Here is a 15,645-nt window from a genome sequence, read left to right as displayed (position 1 = left end):
ACAGGGGGCACGTTGCAGCAAACCCGCCGTTACCTGGGGCAGCGCATGAAGTCGCCGAGGGGATCAGGCCAAGGCCAAAAACTCGTCGATCCGGTCCAGATACTCGGCAAAGTTGCTCAGGGCGTGGTCGCCGCCTTCTTGCACCAATTGCAGGGCGTGAGGGTAGCGCTCGCTCATCTCGTTCCAGTCCAGCACCTCGTCGCCCTGGGCCATCAACACCATCTCGGGCGCTGCGGGCGTCATGGTGCGGGTGTCGAGTTGGCGTAATTCCTCTATGTATTCGGGGCGAAAGAGGAACTTTTCCTCGGGGTCATGCCAGCTGGACTGCTCGCCAATGTATTTTTCCAGGTCGCGGGCCGGGTTGACGGCGGGGTTGATCATCACGCTCTTGCAGCGCGCCAGCTGGGCCACCCAGCTGGCGTAATAGCCGCCCAGCGAGGAGCCCATGACAGCCATGTTCTGGCGTGGCCAGTTGGCGATGCCCTCGGCGATCACGGCCGCCGCTTCGCGCGGCGAGGGCGGCAGCTGAGGGCACCACCAGCGTACCTTGGAATGCCTGGCACCAACGTAGTCCGCCATGATGCGTGCCTTGTTGGACTGAGGGGAGGAGCGAAAGCCATGCAGATACAGCAGGTGGGTGGTCGTCATAGCGGCAATCTCCTCTGGTAAAAAACACTTCTGTCTCGGTCATTGTGGACTGTCTGCCCCAAGACTATCAGGGGAGAAGGCCTATGGCGGGGGCAATGAGCGTGGGCCGACTTGAGTCGTCAGCAAAGCTCAACCCTGCAAGCTGCACGGCAGTCGGCTCCCACGATAATTGCGGCCCATGTCCGCCATCGAATTCGATAAGCCCTCGCTGCTGCAACGCATTGTTCCGCTGTTTCGCGGCTTTGATTTCCTGCTGCTTCTCTTTATCGCCATGTTGGCGGGTGCGGGGCTGCTGGCCATGTACTCGGCGGGCTTCGATCACGGCACGCGCTTTGTGGACCACGGCCGCAATATGCTGATTGCGGCGGGTCTGCTGTTCGTGCTGGCCCAGATATCTCCCCAGCAACTGATGAAGGTGGCCGTGCCGCTCTACACCCTGGGCGTGGCGCTGCTGGTGGCGGTGGCGCTATTCGGCATCACCAAGAAGGGGGCCACGCGCTGGGTGAACGTGGGAGTGGTGATTCAGCCCTCCGAGCTTTTGAAGATCGCCACGCCGCTGATGCTGGCCTGGTGGTTCCAGCGCCGCGAGGGCAATCTGCGCGCATCGGACTTTGTCATCGCCTTTGTGCTGCTGATGGTGCCCGTGGGCCTGATCATGAAGCAGCCCGATCTGGGTACCTCGCTGCTGGTGATGGCTGCCGGCCTGTCTGTGATCTTTTTTGCCGGCCTGCCCTGGAAACTCATCGTGCCGCCCGTGCTGCTGGCCCTGGTCGGCATTTTCCTCATCGTCTGGTTTGAACCCCAGCTCTGCGCCGATGGCGTGAGCTGGTATTTTTTGCATGACTATCAGCGTACACGCGTTTGCACCTTGCTGGACCCCACGCGCGACCCGCTGGGCAAGGGTTTTCACATCATTCAGGGCATGATCGCCATCGGCTCGGGCGGTGTCTGGGGCAAGGGTTTTATGGCAGGCACGCAGACCCACCTGGAATTCATTCCAGAGCGCACCACCGACTTCATCTTTGCCGCCTATTCCGAGGAATTCGGTCTCATTGGCAATCTCTTCATCATCGTCGGCTTTCTGCTGCTGGTCTGGCGGGGGCTGGCCATTTCCATGAATGCCAACTCGTTGTTCGGCCGACTGATGGCAGCGGCCGTGGCCATGATCTTCTTCACCTATGCGTTCGTGAACATGGGCATGGTCAGCGGCATCCTGCCGGTGGTGGGGGTGCCTCTGCCTTTCATCAGCTATGGCGGCACAGCCATGGTCACGCTGGGTCTGGCGCTGGGCGTGTTGATGTCGGTGTCGCGGGCGCAGCGGCAACTCCCTGGCGGTGATGGGCATATTCCCCATGCGTGAAGACCCGTGATTGGGATTGGATGCTCTTAAAAGGAGAGCTTCTACCCCATGCTTTGCAAGCTTCGGGTAATGGTTTTATGTGAAATTGCGTGCCGGGGCGGCGGGCTTAGATCGTTGAAAAATGTCAGTAGTTCCGTCCAAGGTCTTGCTTCGACTGTAAACAGCGTTTACAAACGGTTCTGGGGGGTCAGAAGACCGATCAAGCGGGAGCGGCAAGGACCCAGGTGGGGTTCTGTCATGCAAAGCGGGCAGGGCGGAACCCGGCAAGTGCGAAGCTAAGTGAATGGAGCGGAATGTTGTTCAGCCTGGTGGGGCAGCATTCCGCTCTTTTTTATGCGCAGCCCGAGACAAGTCAGGGCTTGCAGCTATCTCTACAATGCTCTCATGATTTCCCGCGAACCCACCATCGAACGCTTGGCCACGGCCCGTCAGTTGCTGCTTGAGCCCTTCGGCCTGGACGAAACCCATCTTGCGCGTGCGCTTGCCGAAATTCGCTCGCACCAGGTGGATGACGCCGATCTCTACTTTCAGTACACCCGCGCGGAAGGCTGGAGTCTGGAAGAAGGCATCGTCAAGACCGGCTCCTTCTCCATCGATCAGGGAGTAGGCGTTCGGGCGGTCAGCGGCGAGAAGACGGCTTTTGCCTATTCCGACGACATTTCCGAAGCCTCGCTGCTGGATGCCGCACGTACCGTGCGCTCCATCTCCAGCGCCACCCAGACGCGCCGCGTCAAGGCGGGTGCGCAGAAGATTGCACAAAGCCGCTCTCTGTACCCTGAACTGGACCCCATCAGCACGCTGGACAGCACGGCCAAGGTCGAGCTGCTGGGCAAGGTGGAAAAGCTGGCCCGCGCCAAGGACCCGCGCGTGGTGCAGGTCATGGCAGGCCTTGCCAGTGAATACGATGTGGTGCTGGTGGCCCGTGCAGACGGCACGCTGGCGGCTGACGTGCGCCCGCTGGTACGCCTGTCGGTGACGGTGATCGCCGAGCAGAAGGGCCGCCGCGAGGTGGGCTCCTCCGGTGGCGGTGGTCGCTTCGGTCTGGCCTATTTCAGCGACGAGCAAATCAGCCAGTATGTGGACGAGGCCGTGCATGCGGCCCTGGTCAACCTTGAATCGCGTCCCGCACCAGCAGGCGTGATGACGGTGGTGCTGGGCTCGGGCTGGCCCGGCGTGCTGTTCCACGAGGCCGTGGGTCATGGACTGGAAGGCGACTTCAACCGCAAGGGCTCCAGCGCCTTCAGCGGCCGCATCGGCCAGCGCGTGGCCGCAAAGGGCGTGACCGTGCTGGATGACGGCACGATTGCCGATCGCCGCGGCTCCTTGAACGTGGACGACGAAGGCCATGTCAGCCAGAGCAATGTGCTGATCGAGGACGGCATTCTCAAGGGCTATATCCAGGACTCGATGAATGCGCGCTTGATGGGCGTCAAGCCCACGGGCAATGGCCGTCGCGAAAGCTACGCCCACATTCCCATGCCGCGCATGACCAACACCTATATGCTGGGTGGCGACAAGGATCCGCAGGAGATCATTGGCTCCATCAAGAAGGGTCTGTACGCCACCAACTTCGGCGGCGGTCAGGTGGACATCACCAGCGGCAAGTTCGTGTTCTCTGCCAGCGAAGCCTACTGGGTGGAAAACGGCAAGATCCAGTACCCCGTCAAGGGAGCGACCATCATCGGTAGCGGCCCGGAGTCGCTCAAGCACATCAGCATGATAGGCAACGACATGCGCCTGGACTCGGGTGTGGGCACCTGCGGCAAGGAAGGTCAGAGCGTGCCTGTGGGCGTGGGACAGCCTACGCTGCGCATTGACGGCCTGACCGTTGGCGGCACGGCCTGATAGAGGTTTCATGGCGGCTCTGCCCGTCGCGAGCACCAAACCCCGCTTTGCATGGCAGAGCGGGGTTTTTTCATTTCAGCGTGCGCAAACCGTTCGCCACAGACCGTGTGAGGCAACAAAGCTTGTGGCAGAACGCTTTGTATTGCCTGGCAGCAGGGTTTTTCATGGCGTTTCGTGGGCTGATACTGAATATTGCTGATTCGCTGAAAAATTGCACTAACGCTGGGTAAATAGAAATTTATATCAATAAAATTCTGAAAAATAATAAAAAACGCAAAAATGTTGCGTATGGATAAATTTTGAAAAATGCGCCATTTCAGAGGGGAGACTTGTTTTTGACAGAACAGCTGCGCGATCTGCTGATGTTGCAATGCAAAAGAGCTGTGCTACATTGAAAGACATGCAAACGCAACGCGCTTATTTCTTTTACTTTTGGTTCTCGCCCCCGGCGGCTGAGAGGTAAACGCGCGCACCCTGCAAACACCTCCCAAAGAACCGCCGAAGCTGCAAAGCCCGGCGGTTTTTTTTCACCCCTACGTTTCAGCACCCCCGGTTTTCAACGATCAAACACCTCACGAAAGATTGCCATGACTGCTCTGAACACTTCCGCCACCGACTCCTGGTATCGCGCCGGCTCTCCCAAGACAGGCCAGACCGACGACGCACGTATCAAGGAAATCACAGTGTTACCCCCTCCAGAGCACCTCATTCGCTTCTTCCCCATTCGCGGCACTGCCGTGGAGACGCTGATCAGCGACACCCGCCGCAGCATCCACAACATCATGCGTGCGCAGGATGATCGTCTGCTGGTCATCGTCGGCCCTTGCTCGATTCACGATCCAGCCGCTGCCCTGGACTACGCCCGCCGCCTGGCCGTCGTGCGCGAGCAGTACAAGGACACGCTGGAAGTGGTGATGCGTGTCTATTTCGAAAAACCCCGTACCACCGTGGGCTGGAAGGGACTGATCAATGATCCCTACCTGGATCAGAGCTATCGCATCGACGAAGGCCTTCGAATTGCGCGCCAGCTCCTGATCGACATCAACCGCCTGGGGGTGCCTGCGGCCAGCGAGTTCCTGGACGTGATCTCGCCCCAGTACATTGGTGATCTGATCAGCTGGGGCGCCATCGGTGCCCGCACCACGGAAAGCCAGGTACATCGTGAACTGGCTTCGGGCATTTCGGCACCGATTGGCTTCAAGAACGGCACGGACGGCAATATCCGCATTGCTACCGACGCGATTCAGTCGGCCAGCCGCGGCCACCATTTCCTGTCGGTACACAAGAACGGCCAGGTCGCCATCGTGCATACGGCAGGCAATCAGGACTGTCACGTGATTCTGCGCGGTGGCAAGACGCCCAACTACGATGCCGCGCATGTGGCGGCCGCCTGCCGGGATCTGGAGGCAGCGGGCCTCACGTCTTCACTGATGGTGGACTGCAGCCACGCCAACAGCAACAAGCAGCATGAGCGCCAGAAGGATGTGGCCCGTGATATCGCGGCTCAGATCGCCGGAGGCTCCAGCAGCGTGTTCGGCGTGATGATCGAAGGCCATCTGGTCGGTGGTGCGCAGAAGTTCACACCCGGCAAGGACGAGGTCTGCGATCTGACCTATGGCCAGAGCATTACCGATGCCTGCCTGGGCTGGGATGATTCTCTGGCAACACTGCAAGAGCTGTCGCAGGCCGTGAGCCAGCGCCGCGCTTCTGTGCTCGCCAGCAAGCAGGAAGCCGAAGTGCTCGCCTGATCGATAATGCTGGCGTGAACGAAACAGGCCACAGGGAGTATTTCCTGTGGCCTGTTTGTTTTTTATATGGGAATGCGGCTGCTGCTTGCCTGCTCGATCAGTGTTTGGTGTCCGGCGTTGATGTCGGTGTCATCTCGCAGCCATTGAGTGTGGCATCGATGCGGTTGAGCAGGCGCAGCAACTGCTGCTTGTCGAAGTCGGTGCGCTGCTGCCACTCGTGGTCGGCCAGCGGATATACATGGCTTTGGTGGGGGAGGCTGCCCTTGGCATCGATCACGGCGCGCAGGCGCGGGATGAACACCCATTGCAGCCACTCGTGCAGCTTGAGAGTGTCGTACATGAAAGGCGTTGTGGACTCCAGTGCCTTGGGGTCTGGGGCTACGGCGGACCAGAGCTTCTGGACCTGCAGTTCGGCCTCCAGTTGTTGCAGATGCTCGCGTATTTCTTTGTGGATGTTTTCAGCGGTCATGGTGATGGTTCCTGAAGGCCTTGCAAGGCCTGCAAACTGGTATTCGTCAAAAATCTATCCAGTATGTAGGTCCTCTCATCACATTTTCAAGGCAGGAGCCTGGATGGAGATAACTGGCGGGTTACGAGTCCGTCGTGACACTTGAAAAAGACGGTTTTGCCCTTATATTCGTGCCAAGTATGCTGGCGATGCTATGAAATTTAAAGATTTTTTCATTGCTTTGCATATCATGTTCCTGTAACCACTGTGATGCTTGATGCAAGTCTTTCAGGTCATGCATTGGTTGCCGCAGTTGTTTGCGAGCCGTCAGCTTGCAGCGTCTTCAGCACCGCGGTCACTATTAAGCTGTGACCACGACAACGAATGGTGCAAGAGTCACCAGGTCAGAGGAGATTTATGCGTAGTGAAGTAATCGTGGTTTTGGATGTCGACCGTGAATACCGGGTCGATATCCAGTCGCTGTCCCCTATCAGTTCGGACGAAGGTCGGCGCTGGCTGGATCAGCAGTTCGTCTCGCTCGAATGCGAGCCTTTGCGGGCCACCGGCAAGGTGCTGCTGGCTGACAAGCTGGTGGTGGTGGCGCGTGAGGCGCGCAATCGCCCCGAGCTGTTTGACAACGAAGACTGGCGCAACAGCTATGCCCAGGCAGCGCATGCTGTGCTGTCCAAGCCCTTGATCCGGGTGGATGTGCCGGCAATGTCGATTAGTTATTGACATCCCTGAGCCGCTTTGCGGCTTCCCCCTCTCTGCTTCGCGGAGGGGGCGACAGCTTCGCTGCGAGACCGCTCTTGCTTGCTGTCCCTGTGTCGAGGCAAGCCAGTTTTAAGATCGCTGATGAAAATGCCCGCATTTGGCGGGCATTTGCTTTTGTTCGGGACTTATTTCAGCGCTTGCAGCAGCTTGGCGTGGATCCCGCCAAAGCCGCCGTTGCTCATGCAGACGATATGGTCACCGGGTCGGACGACGGCGGTGATTTGCGCTATCAGGGTCTCGATATCTCCGGCGACCTGAGCGCGCTGGCCCGCTCCCACGCCCATGGATTCCAGTGCTTCGGCGGCATCCCAGTCCAGACCCGCGGTGTGGCAGAAGACCAGATCGGCGCTTTCCAGCGACCAGGGCAGCTGGCTCTTCATGGTGCCCAGCTTCATGGTGTTGCTGCGCGGCTCGAACACGGCCAGGATGCGGGCCTGCGCACCCAGCTTGCGGCGCAGGCCGTCCAGGGTGGTGCGGATGGCTGTGGGGTGGTGGGCGAAGTCGTCATAGACCTCGATGCCGTTGACCGTGCCGCGCAGCTCCATGCGACGCTTGACGTTCTGAAAGCGCGACAGGGCTTCGCAAGCCACCTCGGCACTAACGCCCAGATGGTCGGCGGCAGCGATGGCGGCCAGTGCATTGAGCTGGTTGTGCACGCCGGTCAGGCTCCAGCGCAGTTGCGCCACCTTTTTGCCGCGCTGCAGCACGGCAAAGTCGCTGGGATCGCCATCGGCGCTGAAATCGCTGACGGCCGAGCCGAAGCTGCGCACTTCGCTCCAGCAGCCCTGGGTCAGCACGCGGGTCAGGCTCTCTTCCAGGCCGTTGCTCACCACACGGCCGCTCGACGGCACGGTGCGTATCAGGTGGTGGAACTGGCGCTCGATGGCAGCCAGATCGTCAAAGATGTCGGCATGATCGAATTCCAGGTTGTTGAGCACGGCCGTGCGGGGGCGGTAGTGCACAAACTTGCTGCGCTTGTCGAAGAAGGCCGTGTCGTACTCATCGGCCTCGATCACAAATACGGGTTCTTCACCGACGGGGCCAGGGCCCGCGACGGGGCGCTGGGCCGCACCGAGGCGGGCGGAGACGCCAAAGTCCAGCGGCACGCCGCCGACCAGGAAACCGGGCTGCAGACCCGCGCACTCCAGCACCCAGGTCAGCATGGATGTGGTGGTGGTCTTGCCGTGGGTGCCGGCCACGGCCAGCACATGGCGACCGCGCAGCACATGCTCGGCCAGCCATTGCGGGCCGCTGGTATAGGCGGCGCCGGTGTCCAGAATCGCTTCCATCAGCGGGAATTTGGGCGATCCGTCGGGCAGGCGTTTGCGGCTGACGACGTTGCCGATCACATACATATCGGGCTTGAGCGCAATCTGGTCGGCGCCATAGCCCTCGATCAGCTCGATGCCCAGCTGGCGCAGCTGATCGCTCATTGGCGGGTAAACGCCGGAATCGCAGCCCGTCACCTTGTGACCGGCTTCTCGTGCCAAGGCGGCCAGGCCCCCCATGAAGGTGCCGCAAATGCCCAGAATATGTATGTGCATGGCCGGGGATTCTACGTTTGCCTGTGTGACCTTAATTCGAGTCACGGAGCGCCTGGGCGCTGGCGGTAACCTTTCTTATCAAATTGATAGCTTATTGCGCATGATCTATATAGATCTAAATGTGTTTTTACTTTCAGTTCCATATAGGAGGGGCGCTAGCAGCTACCAAAACATTGGCCTGCACGGGTCAGGTCAAAGTGCGGTCATTCATCTCGGTCACAATGCGTGCATGACCTGCTGCGCCTGCTGCGGCAGGCGTGATGAAATGGCGCTATGAGTTTGGATAACGTGACTGCTGAAATCGCTCAGACAGCGGCCCGCCTGGTGGTGGAGGAAGGCCTCGAATGGGGCCCGGCCAAGCAACGGGCCGTGCGTCAGCTCGGTCTGCCCGGCCGCACGGCGCTGCCTGATAACGACCAACTTGAAGAAGCAGTGCGCGAATATATAGAGTTGTTCTGCGGTGACACCCAGCCGCAGGAGCTTCAGGCGCTGCGCGAGCTGGCCCTGGTCTGGATGGACAGGCTGCAGGAGTTCCGCCCGCATCTGGCCGGGGCCGTCTGGCGCGGCACGGCCACGAGGCTGTCGGACATCTATCTGCAGCTGTTCTGCGATGATCCCAAATCGGCCGAAATAGCGCTCATCAACAATCATGTGCAGTACGAGCCGAGCACGGTCACCGGCTTTCAGGGCAAGCCGGTCGAGGCGCTTTCGGTTCACGCGCTGTGCAAGCCGATCAACGAAACCGTGGGCGTGCACCTGCTGGTCTACGACCATGACGATATGCGCGGCGCCATGAAGCCCGACAGCCGTGGCCAAAGCCCGCGTGGCGATGCCAAGGCCTTGCGCAAGCTGCTGCAGGAGAGCCGCGATGAGTGAAAACACCCCTGAGAACAAGTCGACCAATGGCGCGCGCCGTCTGTGGCTGACCGGCGCGGTGGCCGCAGTGGCGGCCGGGGCTGGAGCCGGCGTGGCCTGGTGGCGCAGCCAGCCGCAGGCCATGGGCCCTGGCGCCGAGGTGCAGCTGTGGAGCCAGACCTTTGAAACGCCCGATGGCAAGCCTTTTGCCATGGCTGGTTTACAGGGCCGTCCTCTGCTGGTGAACTTCTGGGCCACCTGGTGCCCGCCCTGTGTCAAGGAGCTGCCCATGCTCAGCGAATTTGCGGCGCAGCAAGGTGCAAAAGGCATTCAGGTCGTGGGGCTGGCGGTCGACAAATCCGAAGCGGTGCTGCGTTTTTTGCAGCGCCAACCCGTGCAATTTCCGGTAGCCATCGCCATGCAAGGGGGATTGGGGCTGAGCCGTAGCCTGGGCAACTTGCAGGGTGGCCTGCCATTCACGGTTCTTTTTGATGCCAAGGGACAAGTGCGACAACGTAAAATAGGCGAGCTTTCCCGCGAAGATCTGACAGATTGGAGCAAATAGAGCGAACGAACATTGCTCTTGTCGTCAGAAAAGTGTAGGTAACTAAATTCCATGGCGACGTTAGTGAAAAATATCTGCCAATGCACGCAGAAGGCCGAATTTGAGGTAAATTCGCGCCCTGTTTAGAATTACGTCGCTGGAGCTCCCATGGATTTGCGAAAACTCAAGACCCTTATTGATCTGGTGTCCGAATCGAATGTGTCGGAACTGGAGATCACCGAAGCAGAGGGCAAGGTCCGTATCGTCAAGAGCGAAGGTGTGGTCCACCAATACGTCGCAGCCCCCGTGCAAGCTGCACCGATGATGGCCGCCCCCGTGGCTGCCGCTCCCGCAGCCGCCACACCGGTGGCCGCCCCGGCTGTTGCAGAAGGCCATGTGGTCAAGTCGCCCATGGTCGGTACCTTCTACCGTGCCTCCAGCCCTGGCGCCAAGCCCTTTGTGGATGTGGGCAGCCAGGTCAAGGAAGGCGAAACCATCTGCATCGTCGAAGCCATGAAGATCCTCAACGAGATCGAAGCCGACAAGACCGGCACCATTGTTCGCGTTCTGGGTGAAAACGGCCAGGCTGTGGAATACGGCCAGCCTCTGTTCGTGATCGAGTGATAGATCATGAGGCGTTGCATGCAGTTCGCATTGCAGCGCCGAGGTGCGCTAGCCACTGGCTGCGCGACTGAGTCATTGGCAGTGGTCTGTGCTGCGGCACAGGCACCAAGCTGCGAGGAACTTCATGTTTAAGAAAATTTTGGTTGCCAATCGGGGCGAGATCGCCCTGCGCATCCAGCGCGCTTGCCGTGAGCTGGGTATCAAGGCGGTGATGGTGTATTCCGAAGCCGATCGTGATGCCAAGTACGTCAAGCTGGCCGATGAGGCCGTGTGTATCGGCCCGGCTCCTTCTCCGCTGTCCTACCTCAACATGCCGGCCATCATCTCGGCTGCCGAGGTGACCGATGCAGAAGCCATCCACCCCGGTTACGGCTTCCTGTCAGAGAACGCCGACTTTGCCGAGCGAGTGGAGAAGAGCGGCTTCACCTTTATCGGCCCGACTCCCGAGAACATCCGCACCATGGGTGACAAGGTTTCGGCCAAGCAAGCCATGATCAAGGCCGGTGTGCCTTGCGTGCCCGGCTCGGACGGCGAACTGCCCGATGATCCCGCACTCATCAAGCGCATTGCAAAGACCATTGGCTACCCCGTGATCATCAAGGCCTCGGGCGGTGGCGGCGGTCGCGGCATGCGTGTGGTGCACACCGAAGCTGCGCTGATCAATGCCGTGCAGATGACCAAGGCCGAAGCCGGCGCTGCTTTCGGCAATCCTGCCGTCTACATGGAAAAGTACCTGCAGAACCCACGTCACGTGGAGATCCAGGTGCTGGCCGATACGCACAAGAGTGCCGTGTATCTGGGCGAGCGCGACTGCTCCATGCAGCGTCGCCACCAGAAGGTGATCGAAGAAGCACCGGCTCCCGGCATTCCCCGTCGTCTGATCGAGAAGATCGGCGAGCGCTGTGCTGCGGCCTGCAAGAAGATCGGCTATCGCGGTGCGGGTACCTTCGAGTTCCTGTACGAGAACGGCGAGTTCTACTTCATCGAGATGAACACCCGCGTGCAGGTGGAGCACCCCATCACCGAGCTGATCACGGGCATCGACATCGTGCGCACCCAGATCATGATCGCTGCCGGCGAGAAGCTGCCTTTCACCCAGCGCCAGATCGAGTTCAAGGGGCACGCCATCGAGTGCCGTGTGAACGCCGAAGATCCGTACAAGTTCATCCCTTCGCCAGGCCGCATCTCCATGTGGCATGCTCCCGGCGGCCCTGGCGTACGTGTTGACACCCATGTGTACAACAATTACTTCGTGCCGCCCAACTACGACTCCATGATCGGCAAGATCATTACCTATGGCGATACCCGCGAGCAGGCCATGGCCCGCATGCGCACGGCCTTGCTGGAGACCGTGGTGGAAGGCATCAAAACCAATATTCCGCTGCACCAGGATCTGATGGTCGACTCCAAGTTCATGGAAGGCGGCACCAACATCCACTATCTGGAAGAGTGGCTGACGCATCGCACGCCCAGCAAGCGATGAGATCAGGAGCCTTGCAGCTCTGAGTTCCCATGCTGGCCTCTGGCAACGGAGGCCAGCATTTTCGTTTTTCAGGAAAGTACAACTTGCGCTGTCTCTGTCGGCTCCGGCCTGACACGAGTGACGCGGTTGCTAGAAAGGATGGCCATGTTTGAGCTGAGCCTGCTGTGCCCCGAAGACCGGGTCGAAACCATTAGCGATGCGCTGGATGCCCTTGATGCATTGAGCGTGTCCGTCGAAGATGCCGATGCGCAGACCGAAGCCGAGCAGGCGCTGTTCGGCGAGCCTGGCATGCCCGCACCCAAGGAAGGCTGGAACCGTAGCCGCGTGATCGCTCTCTACCCCAGCGAGGCTGCGGCCACCGAGGCGCGCGAGTTGCTGCAGCTGCAGGACTTCTTCGAAGGCTGCAAGATTCTGGCCGTCAAGCCCGTGCCCGAGCAAGACTGGGTGCGTCTGACGCAGTCGCAGTTCGAGCCTGTGGACATCACGCCCGAGTTCTGGATCGTGCCCACTTGGCATGAATTGCCCGAGCAGGCCAAGGTCAGCATTCGCCTGGACCCCGGTCTGGCTTTCGGTACCGGCACCCATCCCACCACCCGCATGTGCCTGCGCTGGATAGCGCGCCAGCCCCAGGCGACTCTGGGACGCACGCTGGACTACGGCTGCGGCTCGGGCATCCTGGCCATTGGTGCAGCCAAGTTCGGCGCGACCGATGTGGATGCGGTGGACATCGATCCCGCCGCCGTGGAGTCGACCAACTACAACAGCAGCGCCAACCATGTGGAGATCAAGGCCGGTCTGCCCGATGCGGCTGACGGCGAGTACCAGACCGTGCTGGCCAATATCCTGGCCACGCCGCTCAAGGTGCTGGCTCCGCTGCTGTGCGGCCGTGTGCAGGCCGGTGGCAATCTGGTGCTGGCCGGCATTCTGGAGCGCCAGGCCGATGAGCTGAAAGAGGCTTATGCGCCTTACCTCAGGCTTGAGGTGGCCGATAGCGAGGACGGCTGGATTCTCATGACCGCCCGGCGCGCGGCCTGATTGCGAGACAGACCCGCCGCCAGCAGGTGTGTGGGTGGTTGCTGCCTACAATGACATCTTGATGAGCCAAGTCACCCGTTGCCCTTCCTGTGGAACCCGCTTCAAAGTGGTTGCCGACCAGCTGCGTATCTCGCAGGGCTGGGTGCGCTGCGGGATGTGCCAAAGCGTCTTTGATGCTTCGCAGGATTTGCAGTCCGTGCCCGACGAGCTGCTGCAGCCGGAAGCTGCTGATGTGTCGCAGAAGCCGCCCGAGCAGGAAATGCAGCCGGCGCAGGCTGGTCAGCGGGCGCCGGCTTGGCCGCAGCAGGATGCCGCAGATTCTGCGCTGCCCGCTTCCGCCTTCGATGCGCAGAAGGCTGAGGCCTTGCTGGATTCGGGTTCGGATTCCGTGGACGCTGCGCCGGCTGTTGCTCAGGCCGCAGAAGCCGCACCGGCAGCACAGACTGCCGATGCGGTTTCCGAACCCGAGCTGTCCGGGTCCATGCCCGGGATGGCGGATGCACAGCCGTCGTTTGTCGATCAGGCGCGTCCTCTGGCTGAAGAGGATGCAGCGGCGGTCCGGCAAGATACTCATCCGGATGCGAGGGAGTCCGAAGGCGGGCTGGAATCTAGTGATGTTCCCGCGCCCGCCGAGCCGGCGCTGGAGTCAGAGCTGCTGGCTTCGCCGCCGCCTAGCGAGGCCCTGACGCCCGAGGCGGCGCAGGACCTCGAGGATGAGGCCCGGGTCGAGGCCGCCTCGAAAGAGGCGCTGCTGCACGCCGATATCGGCGATATACAACCTGCCAGGGACCGGGCGCAAGCTGTCACGGATACGGATCAGGATGAGGCTGCGGCCCTTGCTGGCGATGAGCCGGGCTTTGTGCGCCAGGCCCGACGCCAGGCCTTCTGGCACTCGGCAGGCATGCGTGTGGCGCTGGTGCTGGGTTCACTGGCGGCTGTTGCCGGTGTCGTCGGACAGCATGCCTGGCAGCAGCGCGATGTGCTGGCTGCGCAGTACCCGGCGCTGGCTCCGGTGCTGACCAAGGCCTGCAGTCTGGCAGGCTGCGAGCTGCAGGCCCGCCGCGCGATTGCCGATGTGGTGATCAGCGGCTCGGGCTTCAAGCAGCTTGCCGATGCCCATCAGTACCAGTGGAGCCTGACCCTGGAGAATCGCTCCGATGTGCCGGTGGCCATGCCCATGGCCGAGCTGACCTTGACCGATGCACAGGACAGGCCTTTGCTGCGCCGAGTGATCGACCTGAAGCCTCTGGGGGCCCCGCAGCAGCTGCAAGCCCGCCAGGAGTGGAGCGTCAACGTGCCTGTGCAAGTGCAGGATCTTGGCGCTGCCGTGGCGGGTTATCGGGCCCTGGTTTTTTATCCCTAATACGGCTTGCGCAAATTCGGATCAGGCAGGTGTCTCGTCAATAGAAATGCCCGTTGTACATCCTGGTTGGTGCAAGCCCCCCTTCATCCATTTCTGAAAGAGAACGCATCATGGCCGCTTTGATCTGCGGGTCGCTGGCATTCGACAACATCATGACCTTTGAAGGTCGTTTTGCCGACCAGATTCTTCCCGACCAGCTGCACATCCTCAATGTGTCGTTTCTGGTGCCCACGCTGCGCCGCGATTTTGGTGGTTGCGCCGGCAATATTGCCTATAGCCTGAGGCTGCTCGGTGGCGATGCGCATCCCATGGCCATGGTGGGCAGCGACGGCGCGGACTATGTGCAGCGCTTCAGGGACCTGGGTATCGAAACCCGCCATGTGGGCCAGCTGCAGAGCACGCATACGGCGCAGTGCATGATCATGACCGATCATGACAACAACCAGATCACGGCCTTCCATCCCGGAGCCATGATGCAGGCGCACGAGAACCGCATCACGGCCGATATGGCCGCCGAGGTCAAGGTCGGCATCATTGCTCCCGATGGCCGCCAGGCCATGATCGACCACGCCGCCCAGTTCAAGGCTGCAGGCATTCCTTTCGTGTTCGATCCGGGTCAGGGCCTGCCCATGTTCAATGGTGACGAGCTCAAGGCCTTTATCGAGCAGGCCGACTGGGTGGCAGTGAACGACTATGAAGGCAAGATGCTCAGCGAGCGCACGGGCCTGAGCTTTGACGAGATCTCGCGCAAGGTGCGCGGTCTGGTCGTGACCCTGGGTGCCGAGGGCTGCGAAGTCTGGCAGCAGGGTGAGAAGACCCTGGTGGCGCCGGTGAAGCCCGCCGCCGTGGTCGACCCCACGGGTTGTGGCGACGCCTGGCGCGGTGCTTTCCTGTTTGGTCTGGAGCGTGGCTGGGATCTGCTGCGCTGCGCCGAACTGGGCAACCGCTTGGGGGCGCTGAAGATTGCGCAACGCGGCCCGCAGAACTATCAGCTGGACTTCCAGCCCTGATGCGATGTCAGTGCCCTGAGGGTGCTGATCGCGGCGCATGTAAAAAAGCCCGGCTCTCGCAAGAGAGGCCGGGCTTTTTTATGGCGTGCAGGTCAGCGAACCGATCAGGGCTTGTTACCTGTGGGGAAGGGCCAGGCGGCTTGAGGTGCCAGGCGGGTCTGCGCCACGGGTGCGGTGGTTTCGGTTACGGCGGCGGGTGCAGGTGCAGGTGCGGCAGCTTTCTTGGGGGCAGCCTTCTTGGGTGCAGCCTTTGCAGGAGCAGCGGCCTTGGCAGCAGTTGCAGCCTTCTTGGGGGCGGCGGCCTTGGCAGCAGTTGCAGCCTTCTTGGGGGCGGCGGCCTTGGCAGCAGTTGCAGCCTTCTTGG

14 protein-coding genes and 1 pseudogene are annotated in these 15,645 nt (G+C 60.9%); 11 read left to right on the top strand and 4 right to left on the bottom strand.

Features of this window, described 5'->3' with window-relative positions:
* Window positions 1-63: 63 nt before the first annotated feature.
* Window positions 64-648, bottom strand: coding sequence for a YqiA/YcfP family alpha/beta fold hydrolase (locus P353_RS19045; protein ID WP_034373074.1), 585 nt, complete (start codon window positions 646-648; stop codon window positions 64-66).
* Window positions 649-826: 178 nt separating this feature from the next.
* On the opposite strand from P353_RS19045, the gene rodA reads away from it, so the two are divergent.
* The 3 genes from rodA (at window position 827) to P353_RS19030 (ending at window position 5,601) form a co-directional block, all read left to right on the top strand.
* Window positions 827-2,008: a rod shape-determining protein RodA gene (gene rodA / locus P353_RS19040; protein ID WP_034373071.1), complete on the top strand. Its 1,182-nt coding sequence runs from the start codon at window positions 827-829 to the stop codon at window positions 2,006-2,008.
* Window positions 2,009-2,392: 384 nt separating this feature from the next.
* A complete protein-coding gene (gene tldD, locus P353_RS19035) occupies window positions 2,393-3,853 on the top strand; it encodes a metalloprotease TldD (protein WP_003051333.1) in 1,461 nt (486 codons plus the stop codon).
* A gap of 587 nt (window positions 3,854-4,440) precedes the next feature.
* Window positions 4,441-5,601, top strand: coding sequence for a 3-deoxy-7-phosphoheptulonate synthase (locus P353_RS19030; RefSeq protein ID WP_034373068.1), 1,161 nt, complete (start codon window positions 4,441-4,443; stop codon window positions 5,599-5,601).
* A gap of 97 nt (window positions 5,602-5,698) precedes the next feature.
* Here P353_RS19030 and P353_RS19025 read toward each other — a convergent pair whose 3' ends face one another.
* Entirely contained in the window at window positions 5,699-6,070 is a 372-nt protein-coding gene (locus tag P353_RS19025) for a YqcC family protein (protein ID WP_034373064.1), read from the bottom strand.
* Between the two features lie 396 nt (window positions 6,071-6,466).
* Between P353_RS19025 and P353_RS19020 the strand changes: the two genes are divergently transcribed.
* On the top strand, window positions 6,467-6,784 hold the full coding sequence (locus P353_RS19020; protein WP_034373061.1) for a hypothetical protein: 318 nt from the start codon (window positions 6,467-6,469) through the stop codon (window positions 6,782-6,784).
* Window positions 6,785-6,948: 164 nt separating this feature from the next.
* Here P353_RS19020 and mpl read toward each other — a convergent pair whose 3' ends face one another.
* Window positions 6,949-8,367: a UDP-N-acetylmuramate:L-alanyl-gamma-D-glutamyl-meso-diaminopimelate ligase gene (mpl, locus tag P353_RS19015; protein ID WP_034373058.1), complete on the bottom strand. Its 1,419-nt coding sequence runs from the start codon at window positions 8,365-8,367 to the stop codon at window positions 6,949-6,951.
* 273 nt (window positions 8,368-8,640) lie between these two features.
* On the opposite strand from mpl, the gene P353_RS19010 reads away from it, so the two are divergent.
* From P353_RS19010 to P353_RS18980, 7 genes are all read left to right on the top strand, one after another.
* Entirely contained in the window at window positions 8,641-9,243 is a 603-nt protein-coding gene (locus P353_RS19010; RefSeq protein ID WP_196354083.1) for a hypothetical protein, read from the top strand.
* On the top strand, window positions 9,236-9,787 hold the full coding sequence (locus P353_RS19005; protein ID WP_034373055.1) for a TlpA family protein disulfide reductase: 552 nt from the start codon (window positions 9,236-9,238) through the stop codon (window positions 9,785-9,787). The genes P353_RS19010 and P353_RS19005 overlap by 8 nt, the downstream gene beginning before the upstream one ends.
* 147 nt (window positions 9,788-9,934) lie before the next feature.
* Window positions 9,935-10,390: an acetyl-CoA carboxylase biotin carboxyl carrier protein gene (accB, locus tag P353_RS19000; RefSeq protein ID WP_034373053.1), complete on the top strand. Its 456-nt coding sequence runs from the start codon at window positions 9,935-9,937 to the stop codon at window positions 10,388-10,390.
* A gap of 124 nt (window positions 10,391-10,514) precedes the next feature.
* A complete protein-coding gene (gene accC, locus P353_RS18995) occupies window positions 10,515-11,873 on the top strand; it encodes an acetyl-CoA carboxylase biotin carboxylase subunit (RefSeq protein WP_034373050.1) in 1,359 nt (452 codons plus the stop codon).
* Window positions 11,874-12,017: 144 nt separating this feature from the next.
* Window positions 12,018-12,908 carry a 50S ribosomal protein L11 methyltransferase gene (gene prmA / locus P353_RS18990; RefSeq protein ID WP_034374086.1) on the top strand — a complete coding sequence of 297 codons (891 nt, stop codon included), beginning with the start codon at window positions 12,018-12,020 and terminating at the stop codon, window positions 12,906-12,908.
* 61 nt (window positions 12,909-12,969) lie between these two features.
* Window positions 12,970-14,271, top strand: coding sequence for a DUF3426 domain-containing protein (locus tag P353_RS18985; protein ID WP_034374084.1), 1,302 nt, complete (start codon window positions 12,970-12,972; stop codon window positions 14,269-14,271).
* Window positions 14,272-14,381: 110 nt separating this feature from the next.
* A complete protein-coding gene (locus P353_RS18980) occupies window positions 14,382-15,281 on the top strand; it encodes a carbohydrate kinase family protein (RefSeq protein WP_034373047.1) in 900 nt (299 codons plus the stop codon).
* Window positions 15,282-15,385: 104 nt separating this feature from the next.
* Here P353_RS18980 and P353_RS18975 read toward each other — a convergent pair.
* A pseudogene (locus P353_RS18975) lies at window positions 15,386-15,645 on the bottom strand (hypothetical protein); the annotation flags it as partial.

It is taken from the genome of Comamonas testosteroni (assembly GCF_000761245.1).
In the GTDB taxonomy this organism is placed as follows: Bacteria; Pseudomonadota; Gammaproteobacteria; order Burkholderiales; family Burkholderiaceae_C; genus Comamonas; species Comamonas testosteroni_C.
This window is presented reverse-complemented; position numbering and strand designations above follow the sequence as displayed.

Bases quoted from the DNA above. Each gene is read 5' to 3' on its own strand.
- P353_RS19030 (WP_034373068.1), top strand. From the start codon at position 4,441: ATGACTGCTCTGAACACTTCCGCCACCGACTCCTGGTATCGCGCCGGC.
- tldD (WP_003051333.1), top strand. From the start codon at position 2,393: ATGATTTCCCGCGAACCCACCATCGAACGCTTGGCCACGGCCCGTCAG.
- P353_RS18985 (WP_034374084.1), top strand. From the start codon at position 12,970: ATGAGCCAAGTCACCCGTTGCCCTTCCTGTGGAACCCGCTTCAAAGTG.
- P353_RS19045 (WP_034373074.1), bottom strand. From the start codon at position 648: ATGACGACCACCCACCTGCTGTATCTGCATGGCTTTCGCTCCTCCCCT.
- accB (WP_034373053.1), top strand. From the start codon at position 9,935: ATGGATTTGCGAAAACTCAAGACCCTTATTGATCTGGTGTCCGAATCG.
- mpl (WP_034373058.1), bottom strand. From the start codon at position 8,367: ATGCACATACATATTCTGGGCATTTGCGGCACCTTCATGGGGGGCCTG.
- P353_RS19005 (WP_034373055.1), top strand. From the start codon at position 9,236: ATGAGTGAAAACACCCCTGAGAACAAGTCGACCAATGGCGCGCGCCGT.
- P353_RS18980 (WP_034373047.1), top strand. From the start codon at position 14,382: ATGGCCGCTTTGATCTGCGGGTCGCTGGCATTCGACAACATCATGACC.
- P353_RS19020 (WP_034373061.1), top strand. From the start codon at position 6,467: ATGCGTAGTGAAGTAATCGTGGTTTTGGATGTCGACCGTGAATACCGG.
- P353_RS19025 (WP_034373064.1), bottom strand. From the start codon at position 6,070: ATGACCGCTGAAAACATCCACAAAGAAATACGCGAGCATCTGCAACAA.
- accC (WP_034373050.1), top strand. From the start codon at position 10,515: ATGTTTAAGAAAATTTTGGTTGCCAATCGGGGCGAGATCGCCCTGCGC.
- P353_RS19010 (WP_196354083.1), top strand. From the start codon at position 8,641: ATGAGTTTGGATAACGTGACTGCTGAAATCGCTCAGACAGCGGCCCGC.
- prmA (WP_034374086.1), top strand. From the start codon at position 12,018: ATGTTTGAGCTGAGCCTGCTGTGCCCCGAAGACCGGGTCGAAACCATT.
- rodA (WP_034373071.1), top strand. From the start codon at position 827: ATGTCCGCCATCGAATTCGATAAGCCCTCGCTGCTGCAACGCATTGTT.